The 17,465-nt window shown below is 70.1% G+C and carries 16 protein-coding genes; 9 read left to right on the top strand and 7 right to left on the bottom strand.

Annotated features, from left to right (window positions below):
* Positions 1–7 precede the first annotated feature (7 nt).
* Positions 8–610, top strand: coding sequence for a 3-isopropylmalate dehydratase small subunit (leuD, locus tag FKO37_RS41110; RefSeq protein WP_037811732.1), 603 nt, complete (start codon positions 8–10; stop codon positions 608–610).
* A 242-nt stretch (positions 611–852) separates the two neighbouring features.
* A complete protein-coding gene (locus FKO37_RS41105; RefSeq protein WP_037811731.1) occupies positions 853–1,494 on the top strand; it encodes an HU family DNA-binding protein in 642 nt (213 codons plus the stop codon).
* A gap of 1,044 nt (positions 1,495–2,538) precedes the next feature.
* Here the strand turns inward: FKO37_RS41105 and FKO37_RS41100 are convergent.
* From FKO37_RS41100 to cofC, 3 genes are read right to left on the bottom strand one after another with little or no spacing between them, the layout of a single operon-like run.
* A complete protein-coding gene (locus FKO37_RS41100; RefSeq protein WP_238607903.1) occupies positions 2,539–3,486 on the bottom strand; it encodes an NUDIX hydrolase in 948 nt (315 codons plus the stop codon).
* Positions 3,483–5,897 (bottom strand): RNA degradosome polyphosphate kinase, encoded by a 2,415-nt coding sequence (locus FKO37_RS41095; RefSeq protein ID WP_199817566.1) that lies wholly within the window; start codon positions 5,895–5,897, stop codon positions 3,483–3,485. The genes FKO37_RS41100 and FKO37_RS41095 overlap by 4 nt, the downstream gene beginning before the upstream one ends.
* 55 nt (positions 5,898–5,952) lie before the next feature.
* Positions 5,953–6,585: a 2-phospho-L-lactate guanylyltransferase gene (cofC, locus tag FKO37_RS41090; protein ID WP_238607902.1), complete on the bottom strand. Its 633-nt coding sequence runs from the start codon at positions 6,583–6,585 to the stop codon at positions 5,953–5,955.
* A gap of 176 nt (positions 6,586–6,761) precedes the next feature.
* Here cofC and FKO37_RS41085 point away from each other — a divergent pair, with 176 nt between their 5' ends.
* The 3 genes from FKO37_RS41085 (at position 6,762) to FKO37_RS41075 (ending at position 9,246) form a co-directional block, all read left to right on the top strand.
* Positions 6,762–7,475: a 1-acyl-sn-glycerol-3-phosphate acyltransferase gene (locus FKO37_RS41085; protein WP_238608412.1), complete on the top strand. Its 714-nt coding sequence runs from the start codon at positions 6,762–6,764 to the stop codon at positions 7,473–7,475.
* The gene (locus FKO37_RS41080; RefSeq protein WP_238607901.1) at positions 7,475–8,500 is read left to right on the top strand and encodes an NAD(P)H-dependent glycerol-3-phosphate dehydrogenase; all 1,026 of its coding nucleotides are present in this window, start codon (positions 7,475–7,477) and stop codon (positions 8,498–8,500) included. Before FKO37_RS41085 ends, FKO37_RS41080 begins: the two co-directional genes overlap by 1 nt.
* Positions 8,501–8,766: 266 nt before the next feature.
* Positions 8,767–9,246, top strand: a complete 480-nt coding sequence (locus tag FKO37_RS41075; protein ID WP_134727834.1) for a cysteine dioxygenase family protein — start codon at positions 8,767–8,769, stop codon at positions 9,244–9,246.
* On the opposite strand, the gene FKO37_RS41070 is transcribed toward FKO37_RS41075, so the two are convergent.
* From FKO37_RS41070 to FKO37_RS41060, 3 genes are read right to left on the bottom strand one after another with little or no spacing between them, the layout of a single operon-like run.
* Positions 9,247–10,233, bottom strand: a complete 987-nt coding sequence (locus tag FKO37_RS41070) for an asparaginase (RefSeq protein ID WP_238607900.1) — start codon at positions 10,231–10,233, stop codon at positions 9,247–9,249.
* A 10-nt stretch (positions 10,234–10,243) separates the two neighbouring features.
* The gene (locus FKO37_RS41065; RefSeq protein ID WP_238607899.1) at positions 10,244–11,065 is read right to left on the bottom strand and encodes a class I SAM-dependent methyltransferase; all 822 of its coding nucleotides are present in this window, start codon (positions 11,063–11,065) and stop codon (positions 10,244–10,246) included.
* Positions 11,062–11,436 (bottom strand): VOC family protein, encoded by a 375-nt coding sequence (locus tag FKO37_RS41060; RefSeq protein WP_037811724.1) that lies wholly within the window; start codon positions 11,434–11,436, stop codon positions 11,062–11,064. Before FKO37_RS41060 ends, FKO37_RS41065 begins: the two co-directional genes overlap by 4 nt.
* A 138-nt stretch (positions 11,437–11,574) precedes the next feature.
* Here FKO37_RS41060 and FKO37_RS41055 point away from each other — a divergent pair, with 138 nt between their 5' ends.
* Positions 11,575–12,276 (top strand): response regulator transcription factor, encoded by a 702-nt coding sequence (locus tag FKO37_RS41055; RefSeq protein WP_134727838.1) that lies wholly within the window; start codon positions 11,575–11,577, stop codon positions 12,274–12,276.
* Positions 12,273–13,724 (top strand): cell wall metabolism sensor histidine kinase WalK, encoded by a 1,452-nt coding sequence (locus FKO37_RS41050; RefSeq protein ID WP_238607898.1) that lies wholly within the window; start codon positions 12,273–12,275, stop codon positions 13,722–13,724. The genes FKO37_RS41055 and FKO37_RS41050 overlap by 4 nt, the downstream gene beginning before the upstream one ends.
* On the opposite strand, the gene FKO37_RS41045 is transcribed toward FKO37_RS41050, so the two are convergent.
* Positions 13,696–14,370 carry a pyridoxamine 5'-phosphate oxidase family protein gene (locus FKO37_RS41045; RefSeq protein ID WP_238607897.1) on the bottom strand — a complete coding sequence of 225 codons (675 nt, stop codon included), beginning with the start codon at positions 14,368–14,370 and terminating at the stop codon, positions 13,696–13,698. The two genes, FKO37_RS41050 and FKO37_RS41045, sit on opposite strands and share 29 nt — an antisense overlap.
* 89 nt (positions 14,371–14,459) lie before the next feature.
* On the opposite strand from FKO37_RS41045, the gene FKO37_RS41040 reads away from it, so the two are divergent.
* Together FKO37_RS41040 and FKO37_RS41035 are read left to right on the top strand one after the other, a co-directional pair.
* Complete coding sequence (locus tag FKO37_RS41040; protein ID WP_037811720.1) at positions 14,460–15,830, top strand: PLP-dependent aminotransferase family protein; 1,371 nt, start codon at positions 14,460–14,462, stop codon at positions 15,828–15,830.
* A gap of 106 nt (positions 15,831–15,936) precedes the next feature.
* Positions 15,937–17,463 carry a serine hydrolase gene (locus FKO37_RS41035; protein WP_238607896.1) on the top strand — a complete coding sequence of 509 codons (1,527 nt, stop codon included), beginning with the start codon at positions 15,937–15,939 and terminating at the stop codon, positions 17,461–17,463.
* The last annotated feature ends 2 nt before the right edge of the window (positions 17,464–17,465 follow it).

The following is a 17,465-nucleotide window of genomic DNA, read 5'->3' as shown; positions in this document are numbered from 1 at the left end:
TCCCACCATGGAACCGTTCACCCAGCACACCGGGATCGGGGTCCCGCTGCGCAGGTCCAACGTGGACACTGACCAGATCATCCCGGCCGTCTACCTCAAGCGCGTGACCCGCACCGGATTCGAGGACGGGCTGTTCGCCGCCTGGCGCGGCCAGGAGGACTTCATCCTCAACCAGGAACCGTTCAAGAACGGGTCGGTGCTGGTCGCCGGGCCGGACTTCGGCACCGGTTCGTCGCGCGAGCACGCCGTGTGGGCGTTGATGGACTACGGCTTCCGGGTCGTCATCTCATCCCGGTTCGCCGACATCTTCCGCGGCAACTCCGGCAAGGGCGGCCTCGTCGCCGCGCAGTGCGAGCAGTCGGATGTCGAACTGCTCTGGAAGCTGCTGGAGAACGAGCCCGGCACCGAGGTGTCGGTGGACCTCGAAGCCAAGACCGTGCGGGCCAAGGACTTCACCGCGCCCTTCCAGATCGACGACTACGTCCGCTGGCGGCTGCTCGAAGGACTCGACGACATCGCGCTGACTCTGCGCCACGCGGGGGACATCGACGAGTTCGAGTCGAAGCGGCCCTCCTGGAAGCCCGCGACGCTTCCCGCCGCGACCTCCTGACCTGCGCCGCCGGGGCCGGATTCCCTGCTCGGAAAGGGAATCCGCCCCCGGCGGGCCCCCTCTTCGCCCACGCCAAACGGAGCCTCCCGGACCCGGAAACGGGTCCTTCGGGAGGGCGGAACCGTTCCCGCCGCAAGGGAAAATTTCGCGTGCCGTTTGGAATTTGTGCTGTCTTGGTAATACCGTGTGCGTTAGCCGGCCGACCTGGCCGTGGACGAAGAGTTCTTCTTGGAGGGACTGGAATGGCCAACAAGGCCCAGCTGATCGAGGCGCTGTCGGAGCGTCTGGGCGACAAAAAGGTTGCTTCGGAGGCCGTCGACGGTCTCGTCGACATCATCATCCGGACGGTCAACAAGGGCGAAAAGGTGAACATCACCGGCTTCGGGGTGTTCGAGAAGCGCGCTCGTGCCGCCCGCACCGCGCGCAACCCGCGCACCGGCGAAGCCGTGCGAGTGAAGAAGACGAACGTTCCGGCGTTCCGCGCGGGCACCACGTTCAAGGACGTGATTTCCGGTTCGAAGAAGCTGCCGAAGGCCACGGCGGCGAAGCGGGCCACGGCCAGCACCGCGAAGGCGACCACCACCCGCGCCGCCTCGACCACCGCCACGCGCAGCACCCGTGCCACGGCGGCGAAGCCCGCCGCCACGCGCACCCGCGCCACCGCGGCCAAGGCTCCCGCCAAGGCCACCGCGGCCAAGACGACGACGCGCGCCACGGCCGCGAAGTCCACCACCACCCGCGCCAAGGCGGCCCCGAAGGCCACCACCACGCGGGCGAAGGCCGCCGCCAAGCCTGCCGCCAAGACCACCGCGGCAGCGAAGAAGACCACGGCCGCGGCCAAGAAGGCCCCGGCGAAGCGCACCTCGGCGGCCAAGAAGAAGTAACAGCCCCGGTATTCGTTGCTTCGCGGCAGGGCCCCGACCTCGGGTGAGGTCGGGGCCCTGCCGCGTTTTCGGGGGGACTTGGGCGGCTGGATGGGGGAGTCGGGCGGGGTGAGGTCGGGGCGCTGCCGCGTTTTCGGGGGGGCTTGGGCGGCTGGATGGGGGGAGTCGGGCGGTGGGAAGGGTTAGCTGGCGGGGGGTGAGGCGTTGTGGGGGCTGGGGTTTCGGCTGGGCTGAGCGGTGCGTCGGCGCGGGGGTTGCTGTGCTGGCGTGGGGTTGGGGTTTCGGCTGGGTGGGTGCTTCGCGCGGTGAGCCGGGGCAGGGCTGTTGTGCTGGTGCGGGGTTAGGTTGCGGCTGCGCGGGGTGCTTCGGGCGAGGAGTCGGACGGGGTTGCGGGGGCTGGGATTGTGGCTGGACGGCGGTGGCTCGCGGGTGGCTGAGGGGCGCCCGGACGAGCGAACCGGGTGCGTTGCGGGGATGGCGTTGCGGGGGCGATTGCGGTGTCGACCTGCTGCGAGAGGGCGGCCGAGCTGTTGTGGCGGGCGGGTTTCGAGGCGGGGCGAGCGGTGGGCCGCCAGACCCCGTTGCGGTCGCGGGATTTCCGGGCGAGGCGGGACAGCGGGGCAGGCGAGCCGGTGTGGCGAGTCTCTCCGGAGGTCGCGAATTCGCTGCCCCGCCAGGGTTGCCGGAGCACCTGCCCGGATGGTGTTGGGGCAGTGGGAAGACAGCGTTTCCCGAGGTCGGCGGCCTGTTCGGGCTCCGGGGAGAACCCGCCGAATTGCTGATAAGACAACAGATTCGGGGCCGTCCGGGAAGGCGATCGGATTCCCCGAAGAGGTCGGTCCGGGAGGGCTAATCCGACGCCCGGAGATAAATCCCCGCCGGGGGTAAATAAACCCCGCGAGCGTGTCTCGGACGTCGCTTATGCCGGACCCGGGATAACTGCTGAGCGGCGCTCAGCAATACCGGTCTCTATAGAATCCGAATCGCCGAAGAGCGCGCACGAGAAGGGGCCCGGCGCGCACGCCAGGCCCCTGGTGAAAAAAATCAGCCTGCCGAAGGCACCGGAGCGGGCAGCGGGCTCGGGTAATAGTCCGCGCCCACCAGAACCGGTCCGTCGTCGCCAGCAGAGAACGACAGGACCCACAGCGAGCCCTTCTTGCTCGGCACCACCCCGTCGCGGGCGGCGGGCAGTTCCAGGCCGTCCCGGTCCGCCAGTGCGCTCACCAGGTCCGGGATCACCCCGCCCTGGCTGCTGATCAGCGGGGTGCCCCCGTCGGCCGCGATCGCCAGCAGGCGGCGGATTCCGAGCAGCGGGTCGGGCCAGTAGCCCTCTTCCGACAGCAGCGGCTCGTGCCGCACCTCGACGCCGAGGGCGTCCGCGATTCCGCCGACGGTCTGCACGCAGCGCAGTCGCGGCGCGGAGAACACCCGGTCGGGGCCGAAGAGCGGCAGCAGGTCTCGCAGTGCGGCCGCTTGGCGTTGGCCGGCTTCCGACAGCGGGCGGAGGTCGTCGTCGCCGGTCCAGTCTTCGCGTTTGCCCGCTTTCGCGTGCCGCACCAGCAACACCGTCGTCGGCGCGGGCGGGAGGGCGCAGAACTCGCGCAGCACCCGGACATCCGCCGGCCGGGTGAGCAGCTGCTCGGCCGCGATCGGGTCCAGCCAGCGCAGTTCGTCGACCTCTTCGTTGGGCGCGAAGGCTCCCTCGACGGCTTCGCCGCTGAAGTAGTCGACGCTCTTGCGCAGCAGCCGCCCGTTGTTCTTCGCGGGGACTTCGTACCTCGTCTGCGCGACATAGCGGCCCAGCACCGCGCGGAACCCGGTCTCCTCGGCGATCTCGCGCACCGCGGTGGCCGCGATCGTCTCGCCGGGGTCGACCTTTCCCTTCGGCAGCGACCAATCGTCGTAGCGGGGCCGGTGCACGACGGCTACCTCGATCCCCGCCCCGGCACGGCGCCAGAGCACCGCGCCCGCGGCTCGGACGTCCACGCTCATCCGACGGCCCCGTGCAGCTTCGCGAGTTCGAGCTGATGGTCGCGCACCTGCGAACCGGCGGCCGGGAACGGCTGCCATTCGCCCGAGGAACTGAGCACCCAGCAGCGCGTGTGCGGATCGAGCGCCGAATCGAACACCTCGTCCAGCTGTCGCGTCAGCCTCGGGTCCTTGACCCGCACCAGCGCCTCGATCCGGCGGTCGAGGTTGCGGTGCATCATGTCCGCGCTGCCGATCCAGTGCGTGCCGCCCGCCCGGAAGTTGAACACCCGCGAATGCTCCAGGAACCGGCCGAGGATCGAGCGGACGCGGATGTTCTCGCTCAAGCCTTCGACGCCCGGCTTCAGCGAACAGATCCCGCGCACCACCACGTCGACCGGAACGCCTGCCTGCGACGCGTGGTACAGCGCGTCGATCACCTGCTCGTCCACGAGCGAGTTGCACTTGATCCGGATGCCCGCGTCGAGCCCGGCGCGCGCGAGTTCGATCTCCTCGCCGATCGCGCGCACGATGCCGCGGCGGATGCCGTGCGGCGACGTGAGGATCGTGCGGTAGGTGTCCTGGCGCGAGTAGCCGGTGAGGACGTTGAACAGGTCGGTGATGTCCGCGCCGATGCTCGGGTCCGCCGTGAGCAGGCCGAGGTCCTCGTACAGCCGCGCGGTCTTCGGGTTGTAGTTGCCGGTGCCGATGTGGCAGTAGCGGCGGATGGTCGAACCCTCCTGCCGCACCACCATCGACACCTTGCAGTGCGTTTTGAGGCCCACCAAGCCGTACACGACGTGCACGCCCGCGCGTTCCAGCGTGCGCGCCCAGGTGATGTTGGCCTGCTCGTCGAACCGCGCCTTGATCTCCACCAGCGCCACGACCTGCTTGCCCGCCTCGGCGGCGTCGATCAGCGCGTCCACGATCGGCGAATCGCCCGACGTCCGGTACAGCGTCTGCTTGATCGCCAGCACCTTCGAGTCGGCCGCGGCCTGTTCGATGAACCGCTGCACGCTCGTGGAGAACGAGTCGTACGGGTGGTGCACCAGGACGTCGCCCTCGCGCAGCGTCGCGAACACGCTCTTGGGCGTCTCGCGTTCGCCGAACGCCGGATGCGTCGCGGGCACGAACGGCCGGTCCTTCAACTCCTTGCGGTCGACCGCGGACAGCTGGAACAGGCAGGTGAGGTCGAGGAGACCAGGCACCTCGACGACGTCCTCGGGATCGACTTCCAGCTCGCGCAGCAGCAGTTCGAGCATGTGCTCGCTCATGTCCTGCGCGACCTCGAGCCGCACCGGCGGGCCGAACCGGCGCTGCGCCAGCTCGCGTTCCAATGCCTGCAACAGGTCCTCGTCGCGGTCTTCCTCGACCTCGAAGTCGGCGTTGCGGGTGACGCGGAAGACGTGGTGCTCGGTGACCTCCATGCCGGTGAACAGATCGCTCAGGTGCGCGGAGATCAGTTCCTCGAGCGGCAGGAAGGTCGCGGTCCGGTTGCCGCGTTCGGTTTCCACGCGCATCAGCCGCGGCACGTTGCTCGGCACCTTCACGCGCGCGAACCGTTCGAGGCCGCCCTGCGGATCCCGCACCGTCACCGCGAGGTTGAGCGACAGCCCCGAGATGTACGGGAACGGGTGCGCCGGGTCGACCGCGAGCGGCGTGAGCACCGGGAAGATCTGCTCGGAGAAGTAGCTCGACAGCCGGAGCTGGTCGGCCCCGGACAGGTCCGACCAGCCGACGATCCGGATGTCCTGCTCGGCCAGCTGCGGGCGCAGGTGCTCCTTGAACGCGGCGGTGTGCCGCTCGACCAGGTCCTGGTTGCGCTTGGCGATGTAGTCCAGCTGTTCGCGCGGCGTGAGCCCGTCCGCGCTGCGCACCGAGAGGCCGGTGCCGTCGCGCCGTTTCAGCCCGGCGACCCGGACCATGTAGAACTCGTCCAAATTGGACGCGAAAATGGCGAGGAACTTGGCTCGCTCGAGCAGCGGCTGCGATTCGTCCTCGGCCAGCGCGAGCACGCGGGCGTTGAAGTCGAGCCAGGACAGCTCGCGGTTGAAATAACGGTCGTCGGGAAGCGACTCGACGGCGGTGGGCGCGGACGTGACGGCGGGCGGGGCCGAGGGGACGGAGCGGAATTCCTCGCCGCTCTCGGTCGTGGTCCGGCGCGATCGCGCGGCGGCGGGCGGCGCGGCGGGTTTCTTCGCCGAGGTGCGCAGCGCGCTCGACGAGGCGGTTTTGCGCTTGGCCGGTTTGTCTTTGTCCTCAGCCGGAGCCGCCTTGGGTTTTGCCCGGCGGGCCGCCGCGGCGTCGCCGTTCCCGCGCGAGGTCGCCTTCCCGCCCGCGGTGCGCGGGGCCGGGGACGAGGGGGACGCGCTGCTGCCGCTCTTCACGCGCCGCCGGGCCGGAGTGCTGCCGTCTTCTGTGCTCACGCTGCCCATTGTTCACTACGAAGCCGCGGTTTGCGCAGGCCGCGATGAAGGTCGAGTGAACACGTCAGCGCAATTGCGTCCGTTCGGCCGGGAGCAATGCCGCGGTGCGCTTCCCGAGACCGAGCCGCGCGGCGTGGCGCAGATCATCTTCGGTGTCGACGTCGCTGCGCAGCGACGGCAATGCCTGGGTGAGCGGAATCGCACCGGACGCCCGATGCAGTTCCGCGGAACCGGCGCCGAAGTGCGGGTCGAGCGGTTTCCCCGGCGCGGACAGCAACAGCGTGGTCCCGGTGCCCTGCCGGTCGAAGACCACCGCGCGGCGGCCGGCGGCTTCGGTGAGCGCCTGTTCCAGATCCACCGCGCGCAACGCGGGGAGATCCGCTTGGAGCGCGCCGACGACTCCGTCCGGCGCGTCCGCGCGCAGCAGCTCCGCGCCGTGCCGCAACGCTTCGTTGAGCCCGCCCTCCGCCGGTTCGGCGACCAGTTCGACGCCGAGACCGGCCAATTCGGACAGGGCGGCCGGATCGGAGGTGACGACGAGCACGCGGCGGACGCGGGCGACCGACGTGACCGCGGCCAGCGTGTCGCAGGCCAGCGCCAGCACCAGTTCGGCGTGCCGGTGCGCGGCGACCGCGCCGCGCAGCCGCGACTTGCCCGCGCCCGGCGGTTTCAGCGGCATGACCAGGTCTGCGTCCACCTGTCCATCTTTACCCGAAACCGCTCGCGCGCGTGCGTGAGCGCACCCTCCCTGGACTGCGCGAACCGGCGCGCGGCAGGATCACCCGGAGCAGAGGCGACCCGAGGAGGAGAACTGTGGCACGGCGTGAGAAGGGCGGATTCTGGGTGGGGCTGGCCGCCGCCGCGTTCTACCCGATGACCGCGATCGGCAAGCGGGTGTACCTCGGCGCGGAGAAAATCCCCCGGGAAGGGCCCGCGGTGCTGGTGATGAACCACATCTCGCACCTCGACCCGCCGGTCGACGCGGTGTTCGTGCACCGGCAGAAGCGGGTGCCGCGGTTCTTCCTCAAGGCGAGCCTGAAGAACGTGCCGGTCTTCGGCCGGATCGTGACCGGGTCCGGGCAGATCCCGGTGGCGCGCGGGTCGAGCGCGGCGGGCGACAGCCTCAAGGCCGCGCACCAGGCGCTCGAAGAGGGCAAGGTCATCGTGATCTACCCCGAGGGCACGATCACGAAGGACCCGCTGGGCTGGCCGAAGGAGGCTTACAGCGGCGCGGCGCGGCTGGCGCTGCAGAACGACGTGCCGGTGATCCCGATCGCGCGCTGGGGCACGAACCAGATCTTCAACGGCTACACCAAGAAGTTCACGCCGTTCCCGCGCAAGACGGTGACGCACCTGGTCGGCGACCCGATCGACCTGTCGCGGTTCCGCGGCGCGAACCCGCGCAGCGCCTCGACGCTGCGTGAGGTCACCGCGGTGCTGATGGACGAGGTGACCCGGCTGCTGGCCGAGATCCGGCAGGAGGAACCGCCCGCGAAGAAGCCGGAAACGGACGCGGCGGCGGACACCAAGGCGGAGATCACCGCCGAGCCCAAGGCGGAGGCCGAGAAGCCGGAGGACGGTGCCTGATGGCGGGTTTCGCCGCCGACGTGCAGCGGGTCACCGTGCTCGGCGCGGGTTCGTGGGGCACCGCGTTCGCGAAGGTGCTCGGCGACGCGGGCCGGGACGTGACGATGTGGGCGCGCCGGGAAAGCGTCGCCGAGGAAATCCGGGAGCGGCACACCAACGAGTCGTATCTGCCGGGAACGACGTTGCCGGACCGGATCACCGCGACGTCCGACGCGGCCGAGGCGCTGGACGGCGCGCAAGCGGTCGTGCTCGGGGTGCCGAGCCAAAGCCTGCGCGCGAATCTCACCGGCTGGCGGCCGCTGCTGCCGCCCGAGGGGATCCTGGTCAGCCTCGCCAAGGGTGTGGAACTGGGCACGCTCAAGCGGATGAGCGAGGTGATCGCCGAACTCGCCGAAGTCGATCCGGGCGAGATCGTGGTGGTGTCCGGGCCGAACCTGGCCCGCGAGATCGCCGCCGGGCAGCCCGCCGCCGCGGTGCTCGCGTGCGCCGACCACGAGCGCGCGAAAGCGGTGCAGCAGGCGACGTCGAACCAGTATTTCCGGCCCTACACGAACACCGATGTGGTCGGCTGCGAGCTGGGCGGCGCGTGCAAGAACGTGATCGCGCTCAGCTGCGGGATGGCCGCAGGGATGGGCTTGGGCGCGAACACGATGGCGACGCTCATCACGCGCGGCCTCGCCGAAATGGCCCGGCTCGGCGCGAAACTCGGCGCGGACCCGCTGACCTTCGCCGGACTCGCCGGGCTCGGCGACCTGGTCGCGACGTGCTCGTCGCCGTTGTCGCGCAACCGCACCTTCGGCGAACGCCTCGGCCGCGGCGAGACGCTGGCCGAGGCGCAGGCGGCGACCGGCGGGCAGGTCGCGGAGGGCGTCGCGTCGTGCTCGTCGATCCGCGAACTGGCGCAGCGGCACGGGGCCGACATGCCGATCACGGACGCGATGTACCGGGTGTGCCACGAGGGCGTCGACCCGCGGCAGGCCGGCGCGGAACTGCTCGGGCGGTCTCGGAAGCCGGAGTGGCGCTGAGACTTGTGAGCGGCGGTGCCGGTGAGAACCGGCATTGCCGCGCGCGAGGGTGTGAACCTGCGCTCACCTGGGCGGTCCAGGGGGTGAGACGGGTTGACCGGGCGGTCCGGGGCTGGTTCTCTGTGCGGCATGCTGACGTGCGAGATGACGATGCGGCCGGGGTCTGACGACCTCCGCCCCGTCATGGGCATGTCGTGTCGCTGTTGTCGGTGAAACCGTCCCGGCCCAGTTCGACACCCATCTTCTTCCCGTGAGGACTTCTTTTCATGTTCGCCGTTCCGGACAACACCCTGCTGCGTCCCGAGAACCCCGCCCTGCGTCATCCGGTCCGCGTCGCCGTCGACGTGGCCGCTGACCGGGAGCGCTGGGGCGCCCTGCTGCGCTACGACCCCGACCAGCGGTTCTCCGCCCTCGTCGAACGCACCGAGGACCAGGAGATCTGGCTGCTCAGCTGGCTTCCCGGCCAGCACACCGACCTGCACGACCACGCCTTCTCGACCGGTGCGTTCACCGTCGTGTCCGGGCGGCTGACCGAAACCGTCGCGCGGCGTGCCCCTGGCGGGCGTGCGGTGACCGAGGTGCACGGGCTGTCCGCCGGGCAGTCGCGCGTGTTCGGGCCCGGTTACGTGCACGAGGTGCGCAACGACGGCCCGGACCCGGCGATCAGCGTGCACGTCTACCGCCAGGGCGGCCGGCAGATGCGGTCGTACCAGGCGAATCCGGTCGACGGGCCGTTCCGGGCGTGATCAGCGGTCGAGGTCGCCGCGCAGCCTGAACTGCCGTTCGATCTCCTCCCGGGAGACGCCCGCCGCGAGCAGAACCTGCAGCAGGATCCGCGATTTCCGCGGGCAGAGCCATCCGGCCATCGTCGCGCCCATCCGGATCAGGCTCGATTCGGAGCCGTGAAACCCGTAGGTGCCGCGGAAAGTCGGGCCCGCGCCGGTCCGGGAAGCGACGACCACCGGTACTTCGGCCGCTGCGATCACGTCCGCGGTTCCGGTCGACACGTGTCCGACGCCGTTCGCGGCCACCACGACGCCCCGCGCGCCGCCCTTGAGGACCAGCGAAAGCAGTTCGCCAGAATCATCGAGACCCGATTCCAGCAGCGGAACGAGATCGACGGTTTCGGCTCCCGGCAGCACCGGCAGGCGCGGCGGCGATGGGTGGAAGTAATGCACCGAGCCCTCAGCGACCATGCCGAGCGGGCCCGCCGGCCGCGACGAAAACGTTTCGACGTGGCTGGAATGCGTCTTCCGCACCCAGCGCGCCGCGTGCACGTCGTCGTTGAACGCCACCAGCGCGCCCCGGCCGCGGCTGCGCGGATCCGCGGCGACCGCGAGCGCGGCGAGGATGTTCGCCTGCCCGTCCGGGCTGGGCAGGCTCGGGTTCCGCATCGCGCCGGTGATCACCACCGGCGCGTCGGACGGCCACGTGAGGTCGAACAGGTACGCCGTTTCCTCCAGCGTGTCCGTGCCCTGCACCACCACGAGACCGTCCGCGCCCGCCTCGATCTGCTCGACGCCCCACTGCCGGGTCCGCGCGAGCGTCGCGTAGTCCATCGACGAACTCGACAGCCCGGCGAGCGTCGCCGCGGTGATCTCCATCGGCAGCCGGGAACCCAGGTCTCCCAGCAGGTCCTCGGCGCTGAGCCGCGGCACGACGCCGTCTTCGATCGAACGTCCGGGAGCCATCGAGATGGTGCCGCCCAGCGCGGCGACGGCGATGCGAGTCATGCCCCGCACTCTATGCGGGGCGCCGCGCCTGCAGGGTGTAGCTCGCGGCGATCCGGCGCGGGTTGTCCCGCAACCGCCATTCGCCGCCCCCAGCCTCTTCCATCTCGTTGGGCAACGCGTTCCACGCCGCGGTGTCGTGTTCGGTCAGCCCCGTCAGGATCAGGCCTTGGTCGAGCAGCGCGGTGACGATCTCGCCGAGCGAATGGTTCCAGCTGTGCGTGGTCGTCGTGCGCACCGGTTCGTCCGTGTCGACGTAGGTGGTGTCGTCGCTGAACACGAGCGGTTCGTCGTGCTCGAAGTAGTCGTACTTCGGCCACGCGCGTTCGGACTCGTCGTCGAGCGTCCACAGCATCGGATGGCCTTCGCGCATGAAGAGCCGTCCGCCCGGCCGCAGCAGCCGCGCGACCACCTCGGCCCACGGCGCGATCTTCGGCAGCCAGCAGATCGCGCCGATCCCGGTGTACACCAGGTCGAACGCGTTTTCGCCGAAGACTTCCACCGCGTCGTAGACGTTCGCCTCGTGGTAGTCGATGTCCGCGCCGGTGGCGTCGGCGAGCTCGCGCGCCTCGGCGAGCGACGCCGGGGAAAGGTCCAGACCAGAGATCTTGGCCCCGAGCCGGTGCAGCGACAGCGTGTCCGTGCCGATGTGACACTGCAGGTGCACGGTGCGGAGCCCGGAAACGTCGCCGAGGCGAGGCTGGTCGAAGCGCACGATCTGGCTCAGGTGCGCGGGATCTGCCTTGAACTTGTCGAACTCGTAGTACGCCGAGCGCGCATGGATCGGCGCGCGGTCGTCCCAGTTGGCGCGGTTGATCTCGAACGAATCGGTCACGCCATCTCCGCCAGGCTGCGCTCGACGCAGAACTCGTTCCCTTCGGGATCCCGCAGCACGATCCAGCCGCCGCCGTCCTCGCGGCGGTGGTCGGCATGCAGCGTCGCGCCCAGCTTGAGCAGCCGCTCCACCTCTTCGTCACGGGTCCCGCCGTCCGGCTTCAGGCAGACGTGCAGCCGGTTCTTGACGGTCTTGGGTTCGGGGACGGCGATGAACAGGAGAGTGACGCCGGACTCGAGCCTGATGCCGATCTCCGGATCGCCTTGATGGTCGTCGTCGCCGACCGGGCGGCCGGTCACCTTGGTCCAGAACTGGGCCAGTTCCCACGGGTCGGCGCAGTCGACGGTGATGTTGTCCACGTAAGCAGTCATCGGGCTCCTCGGGCCAGGGTTGCTGTCGGTCCGGAGTCTGCCCGGAATGCCCGATGCGCGCGACAGGTTTCCTGTCGAGTCGCTGTCAGCTGCGGGTTCGGCTCGCGCGCTCGCGCGGACGTCGCGGAGGATGGCGGGGTGGAGAACCCGAACCCGGTGCGGCTGCTCGTCGTGGACGACGAGCCGCACATCGCCGACCTGGTGGCGACCGTCGCCCGTTACGAGGGCTGGCAGGCCGTGACGGCCGGCTGCGGCGCCGACGCGCTCGCGCGCGCCGCAGAGTTCGCTCCCGACATCGTCGTGCTCGACCTCATGCTGCCCGATTTCGACGGCTTCACCGTGCTTGACAAGCTGCGCGAGAAACACGACGCGGTGCCGGTGGTGTTCCTGACCGCCAAGGACGCGACCGCCGACCGCATCGCCGGCCTCACCCGCGGGGGTGACGATTACCTCGTCAAGCCGTTCTCCGTCGAGGAGTTGATGGCGCGGCTGCGTGCGGTGCTGCGGCGGACGTCCGAGAAGCCGGATACCCGCACGGTGGTGCTGCAGGTGGGCGATCTCACCCTGGACGAGGAGACGCACGAAGTCCGCCGCGGCGGCCAGCTCGCCGAGCTGACGCCCACCGAATACGAGCTGCTGCGTTACCTGATGCGGCGTTCGCCCGCGGTGCTCACCAAGGCGCAGATCCTCGACCACGTCTGGGAGTACGACTTCGGCGGACGGTCCAATGTGGTCGAACTCGCGATCTCGCGGCTGCGGCGCAAGCTCGACACCGAGGCCGAACCGCTGATCCACACCGTGCGCGGCGTCGGGTATTCCGTGCGACAGGCGGGCCGGTGAACCGGGTCGGGCGCTGGGCTCGCCGGTGGTACCGGGCTTGGCGCGCTTCCCGGCTCGGCACGCGGCTGGCGTTCGGGCTGGGCGCGTTGTCGCTGGTGGTGTTCGCGATCGTCGGCGCGCTGACCGTCGAGCTGATGCACGACTACCTCAACCGGCGGCTCGACGAGCAGCTCAAAACCAGCCAGGTCGCGCAGGTGCCGCATTTGCGCGAGTCGAAAGACAATCCGGAAGTCGTCTACTCCTGGTACTCCGCGGTTTTCGACGTGCGGGAGGGGCACGCCGTCCCGCAGCCGGGAAGTACGTTGCCGAACGACGTGCGGCCGTTGGCGCAGGTCGCCGAAGAAGCGACCAGCGGCGACCTGTTTCGCACGATCGCCTTGCCCGGTCAGGGTTCTTACCGCGTCCGGGCCTGTCCGGTGGAGACCTCGCAGAACGGGACCGGCACCGTACTGTTGAGTGCCGCGCCGCAAGCCGATCTGGACAACACCGTGCAGCAGCTGATGTTGATCGAAGTGCTCGCGTTTCTCATCGCGTTGGCGATCCTCGTCGTCGCGGGCCGCGTGGTGCTGCGGCGCGGATTGCGTCCGTTGTCGGACATGGCTGGCACGGCGCACGACATCGCCTCGCACGACCTCACCGCCACGGCGGATTTGCCGGTGCGCGCGTCCGGCACGGGTGGCGGAGCGGAGGTCGAGGAGCTGCGGACGGCGTTCAACTTGATGTTGAGCCACATCGAATCCTCGCTGGCCGCGCGCACCGAGGCGAACGATCGGCTGCGCCGGTTCGTCGCCGATGCTTCGCATGAGCTGCGGACGCCGTTGACGTCGATCCGCGGCTATGCCGATCTTTTCCGTTACGCCGCCGCGAACGAACCCGAGGAACGAGAGGCGCACCTGGAGAAAATCCGGGCCGAGACGGCGCGGATGAGCGTGCTGGTGGACGATCTGCTGCTGCTCGCGCGGCTGGACGCGCGCGATGTCGAACCGCCGGTGCGGCCGCAGCGGATGGATCTCACCGAGATCGCCGCGGCCGCCGCGGACGCGTTCCGGGCCGGTCGGCCGGGACATCCGCTGACGGTCTCGATTCCGGAGGAACCGGTGCTGCTGCACGCGGATCCGGCGCGGCTGCGGCAAGTCCTGGACAACCTGCTCGCGAACGCCGCCGTGCACACCGCGGAGGGAACGCCGGTCGAGCTGGCGGTGTCGGTGGCCGACGGGATGGCCGTCGCCACCGTCACCGACGCCGGACCGGGGATTTCCGCGGCGGATCAGCAGCGGATTTTCGACCGGTTCTATCGCGTCGACAACTCCCGCACCCGGGCCGCTGGCGGCACCGGGCTGGGATTGTCAGTGGTGCATTCGCTGGTGGTGGAGCACGGCGGGACGGTCTCGCTGGAGAGCCGCCCCGGACGGACGGTATTCACCGTGCGGTTGCCGCTGCCTTCGTGACGCGTGCGGTGACGTGTTCGGGCACGGCCCAGCCGGGTGGCAGGTCGGCGGACGGTTCCGGCTCGCCGAAGACCGTGCGCACCGGCAGTACTCCGGCCCAGGCGGCATTTGCGGTCACGTCTTCGGGCTCGTCGTCGGGTCCTTCGGCGCGGAGTTTCACCGACGCTTCGGCGAGGTCGAGCGCGATGACCGACACCGCGGCGAATTCCTTCTTGTTCACCGCGCGAGCGTGCTCCCACGAACCAGGGGAGAGGTGGTCGGTGAGCACGTGCAGGCCGCGCATCTTCTCGTCCGGGTCGGTCACCAGCCGGGCCTTGCCGAGGATCACCGCGCTGCGGTAGTTGACCGAGTGGTTGTTCACCGAGCGGCAGTAGACGATGCCGTCGAGGAGGGTGACCGTCACGCACACGTCGGTTTCCCCGGTCGCGGCTCGCAGACTGGCCGCGCCCGTGGAACCATGCAGGTACAGGGTGTCGCCGTCGCGGCCGTATCCGGTGGGCAGCACCAGCGGGACGCCGTCGCGGACCACGCCGAGGTGGCAGATCAGCGCCTCGTCGAGCACGGCGTGCAGGACCGCGCGCTCGCTGGCGGCGCGGTGGCGTTTGCGGCCGAGCGTGGTGCGTTCGGTGGGCGAAAGGCTGCTCATGCGTTCAGTGTGCGGCGGGCAAGTGGCTACGTTGAATGTCCACTTCTTCTACACTTGAGAAGTCCACTTCGCCGTAACGGAGGTCCGCCGTGTCCTACGCCGACACCGCCCTGCCGGTCAGTCTCGACCGCGAAGCGGCCACCCCGCTGGCCGTGCAGTTGGCCGACGCCTTGCGCGAAGCCGCGGCCGGCGGGCATCTCCGCGGCGGCGACCGGCTGCCGTCCACGCGCGCGCTGGCGGAACGGCTCGGCGTCTCGCGCACGGTCACTTCCGCTGCGTACGAGCAACTTCACGCGGAAGGCTGGATCGCTGGCCGGCACGGCTCCGGCACCTACGTGACCACTCCGCCGACCCGCGCCGCCGCGTCCGTGACGGTGCCCGGTTCGCTGCTCGCCGAGGCGGAACAAGCCCCGCTGCTGGACCTCGCGCCGGGTACGCCGTGGGCTGGCGGCCTCGACCGCGCGGCCTGGCGGCGAGCGTGGCGGGCCGCCGCCGATCCCGAGCCGCTCACGCGCGCGCACCGCGCCGGGTTGCCGGAATACCGCGCGACTGTGTCGGAACACCTGCTGCGCCACCGCGGTCTGGCCGCCGGTTCGGTGCTCGCGACCGGCGGTACCACTGCGGCTGTCGTGGAACTCGCCGCTGCCGTGCTGCGCCGAGGTGCGGTCGTGGCCTTCGAGGAACCGGGTTATCAGCGTGCGGTGCAAGCGTTCCGGCAGGCCGGGCTCACCGTTGTCGGCGTTCCGGTGGACGAGGAAGGTCTTCGTCCGGACGCGATTCCCGCCGGAGCGCGCGCGGTTTACTGCTCGCCCGCGCACCAGTACCCGATGGGCAGCCGGATGAGCGCGGCCCGCCGCGTGCAGCTCGTGGAACGCGCTCGCGCGGAAGGCATGCTGGTCATCGAGGACGACTACGACGGCGAGCTGCGCTTCGACGTCGCCCCGCTGCCGATGCTGGCCGCGCTCGCCCCGGACGTCGTCGTGCACCTCGGCACCACCAGCAAAATCCTCACCCCGACCCTCGGCGCGGGCTGGCTCGTCGCGCCCGCGTCGGTGGCCGATTCCATTCTGGCGTACCGCGATCTCACCGGAACCCGTCCGTCGCCGGCGGGGCAGCGGGTGCTGGTCGAACTCGCCCGGACCGGCGATCTGGGCCGGCACCTGCGGAAGCTGCGCCGGGAAATGGCCGAACGCCGGACGGTGCTGGTGACCGCGCTGTCGAATGCCGGGATCCCGTTCGTCGGCGACGACGCTGGCGCGCATTTGGTGGTGCGGACGGAAAGCGCCGAGACCGAGGCCGAGTTGATCGCCGCGGCGGAACGGCATTCGATCCGCCTCGACGGGCTGGCGCGGCATTTCGCCGGAACGCCGACGGTGCACGGCATCGCGCTGGGTTACGCGGGCTGCTCGCGGGAAGCGTTGATGGCCGCGGTGCCGACTCTGGTCGATCTTCTCCGCTGAGCACGGGGGCCAGCCCTACCTTCGGTCCGCCGGTCAGCTTCATGGTGCCGGATCCGCTGCTCCGCGAGGCTTTTGCCGATCAGTTCGGCGCGCGGAGGAGTGCGGGATGACTTGGCGGATCCGGGTAGCAGCGATGGCGACCGCGATGCTGGCGGTGTTCGCCGCACCGGCCTCAGCGCAGCCAGCAGACACTGCGGTAGCGCACTTGCGTGAAGAACTGGCGGGCGGTCCGCCGTCGTCCTACGCGTTGGTATCCGCGGACGGCAAGGTGACGACCGGCGCGGTCGGCCCCGACGTGACACCGCAGTCGCCGTTTCTGCTTGGCTCGCTGAGCAAATCGTTCACGGCCACGGCAGTCATGCAGCTCGTCGACGCGGGCAAAGTCGGTCTGGACACCCCGATCACCGCGTACCTGCCGTGGTTCCGCACCGCCGGATCCAACGATCCGATCACCGTGCGGCAGCTGCTGAACCAGACCAGCGGCCTGCCGACCGAAGCCGGCACCGTCGACCTCTACGAACCGGAAACCACGCTGGAGCAGCGCGTCCGCGCACTCGCCGACGTCGTCCCGGTGTCTCGCCCAGGCACCGCTTTCCACTACTGCAACAAGAATTACGCGACGTTGGGTCTGCTGGTCGAGCAGGTTTCCGGCCAGAGCTACGCCGACTACCTCAAAGCGCACGTCCTCGCCCCGCTCGGCATGAACCGCACCTTCACCAACCTCGCCGACGCCCGTCGCGCGGGTCTGATCGAGGGCTCGTCGGTGCTGTTCGGCCTGAACGTGCCGATGGAAACACCGGATTTCCCGGGCGCGCTGCCTGACGGCTACCTGGTCTCGACCGCCGAGGACCTCAGCCACTACCTCACCTTCCAGATGACCGGCGCCTACCGCGGCGTAGGTCCGCTGTCCGCCGAAAGCCTGCGCCTGATGCACAGCGCGGCCGTCCCGACCGGCGACGACCACGCGATCGACGGCATCGACCACTACGGATCCGGCTGGGGCACCGGCACTCTCCACGGCCAGCCGGTCGTCCAGCACGACGGCGACCTGACCCGCTACCACGCCAACCTGGGCTTTCTGCCGAACCAGCAGGTCGGCCTGGTGGTGCTGACCTCGCGCAACCCGGTCCTGCTGGACAACGGCGCGCCGTTCCACCACACCCTCGCGATGCTCGCGGGCGCACCGGCCCCGGAGATCGGCAACGGTTTCCTGCTCACCTACGGCGTCATCGACGGTGTCGCGCTCCTGGCCCTCGCTGCGATGGTCTTGGCGACCCGCCGACAGATCCGTCGCGCGCGAAAGCTGCCGGAACTCTTGCGGGACAAGGGTTTCCGTCGAGTGGCAGTACGGCCGCTGGTCGGACATCTCATCGCCGCAGCCGCGCTGTACGCGGCGGTGTTCGTCGGAGTCGGCCTGCTCAGCTACGGCGGCTGGCTGCCGGTGGACGTCGCGTTCCAGACGCTGCCGGACTTCACGGTCCTCGTCCTGGCCGGGACAGCGTTCCTCGCGGTGCGCGGGTTGGGGTGGTTCGCGCTGGCCGCCTCGCGGACTCGCCGACCAGCGGCTCGACCCTCCCGACCAGCGCAGACACCCCCGGCGCGCGCTGTTGGCGAGGCTCACCCGGTACGGTGACC

The organism is Amycolatopsis sp. Poz14 (assembly GCF_006704225.1).
Classification (GTDB): Bacteria; Actinomycetota; Actinomycetes; order Mycobacteriales; family Pseudonocardiaceae; genus Amycolatopsis; species Amycolatopsis nivea.
This window is presented reverse-complemented; position numbering and strand designations above follow the sequence as displayed.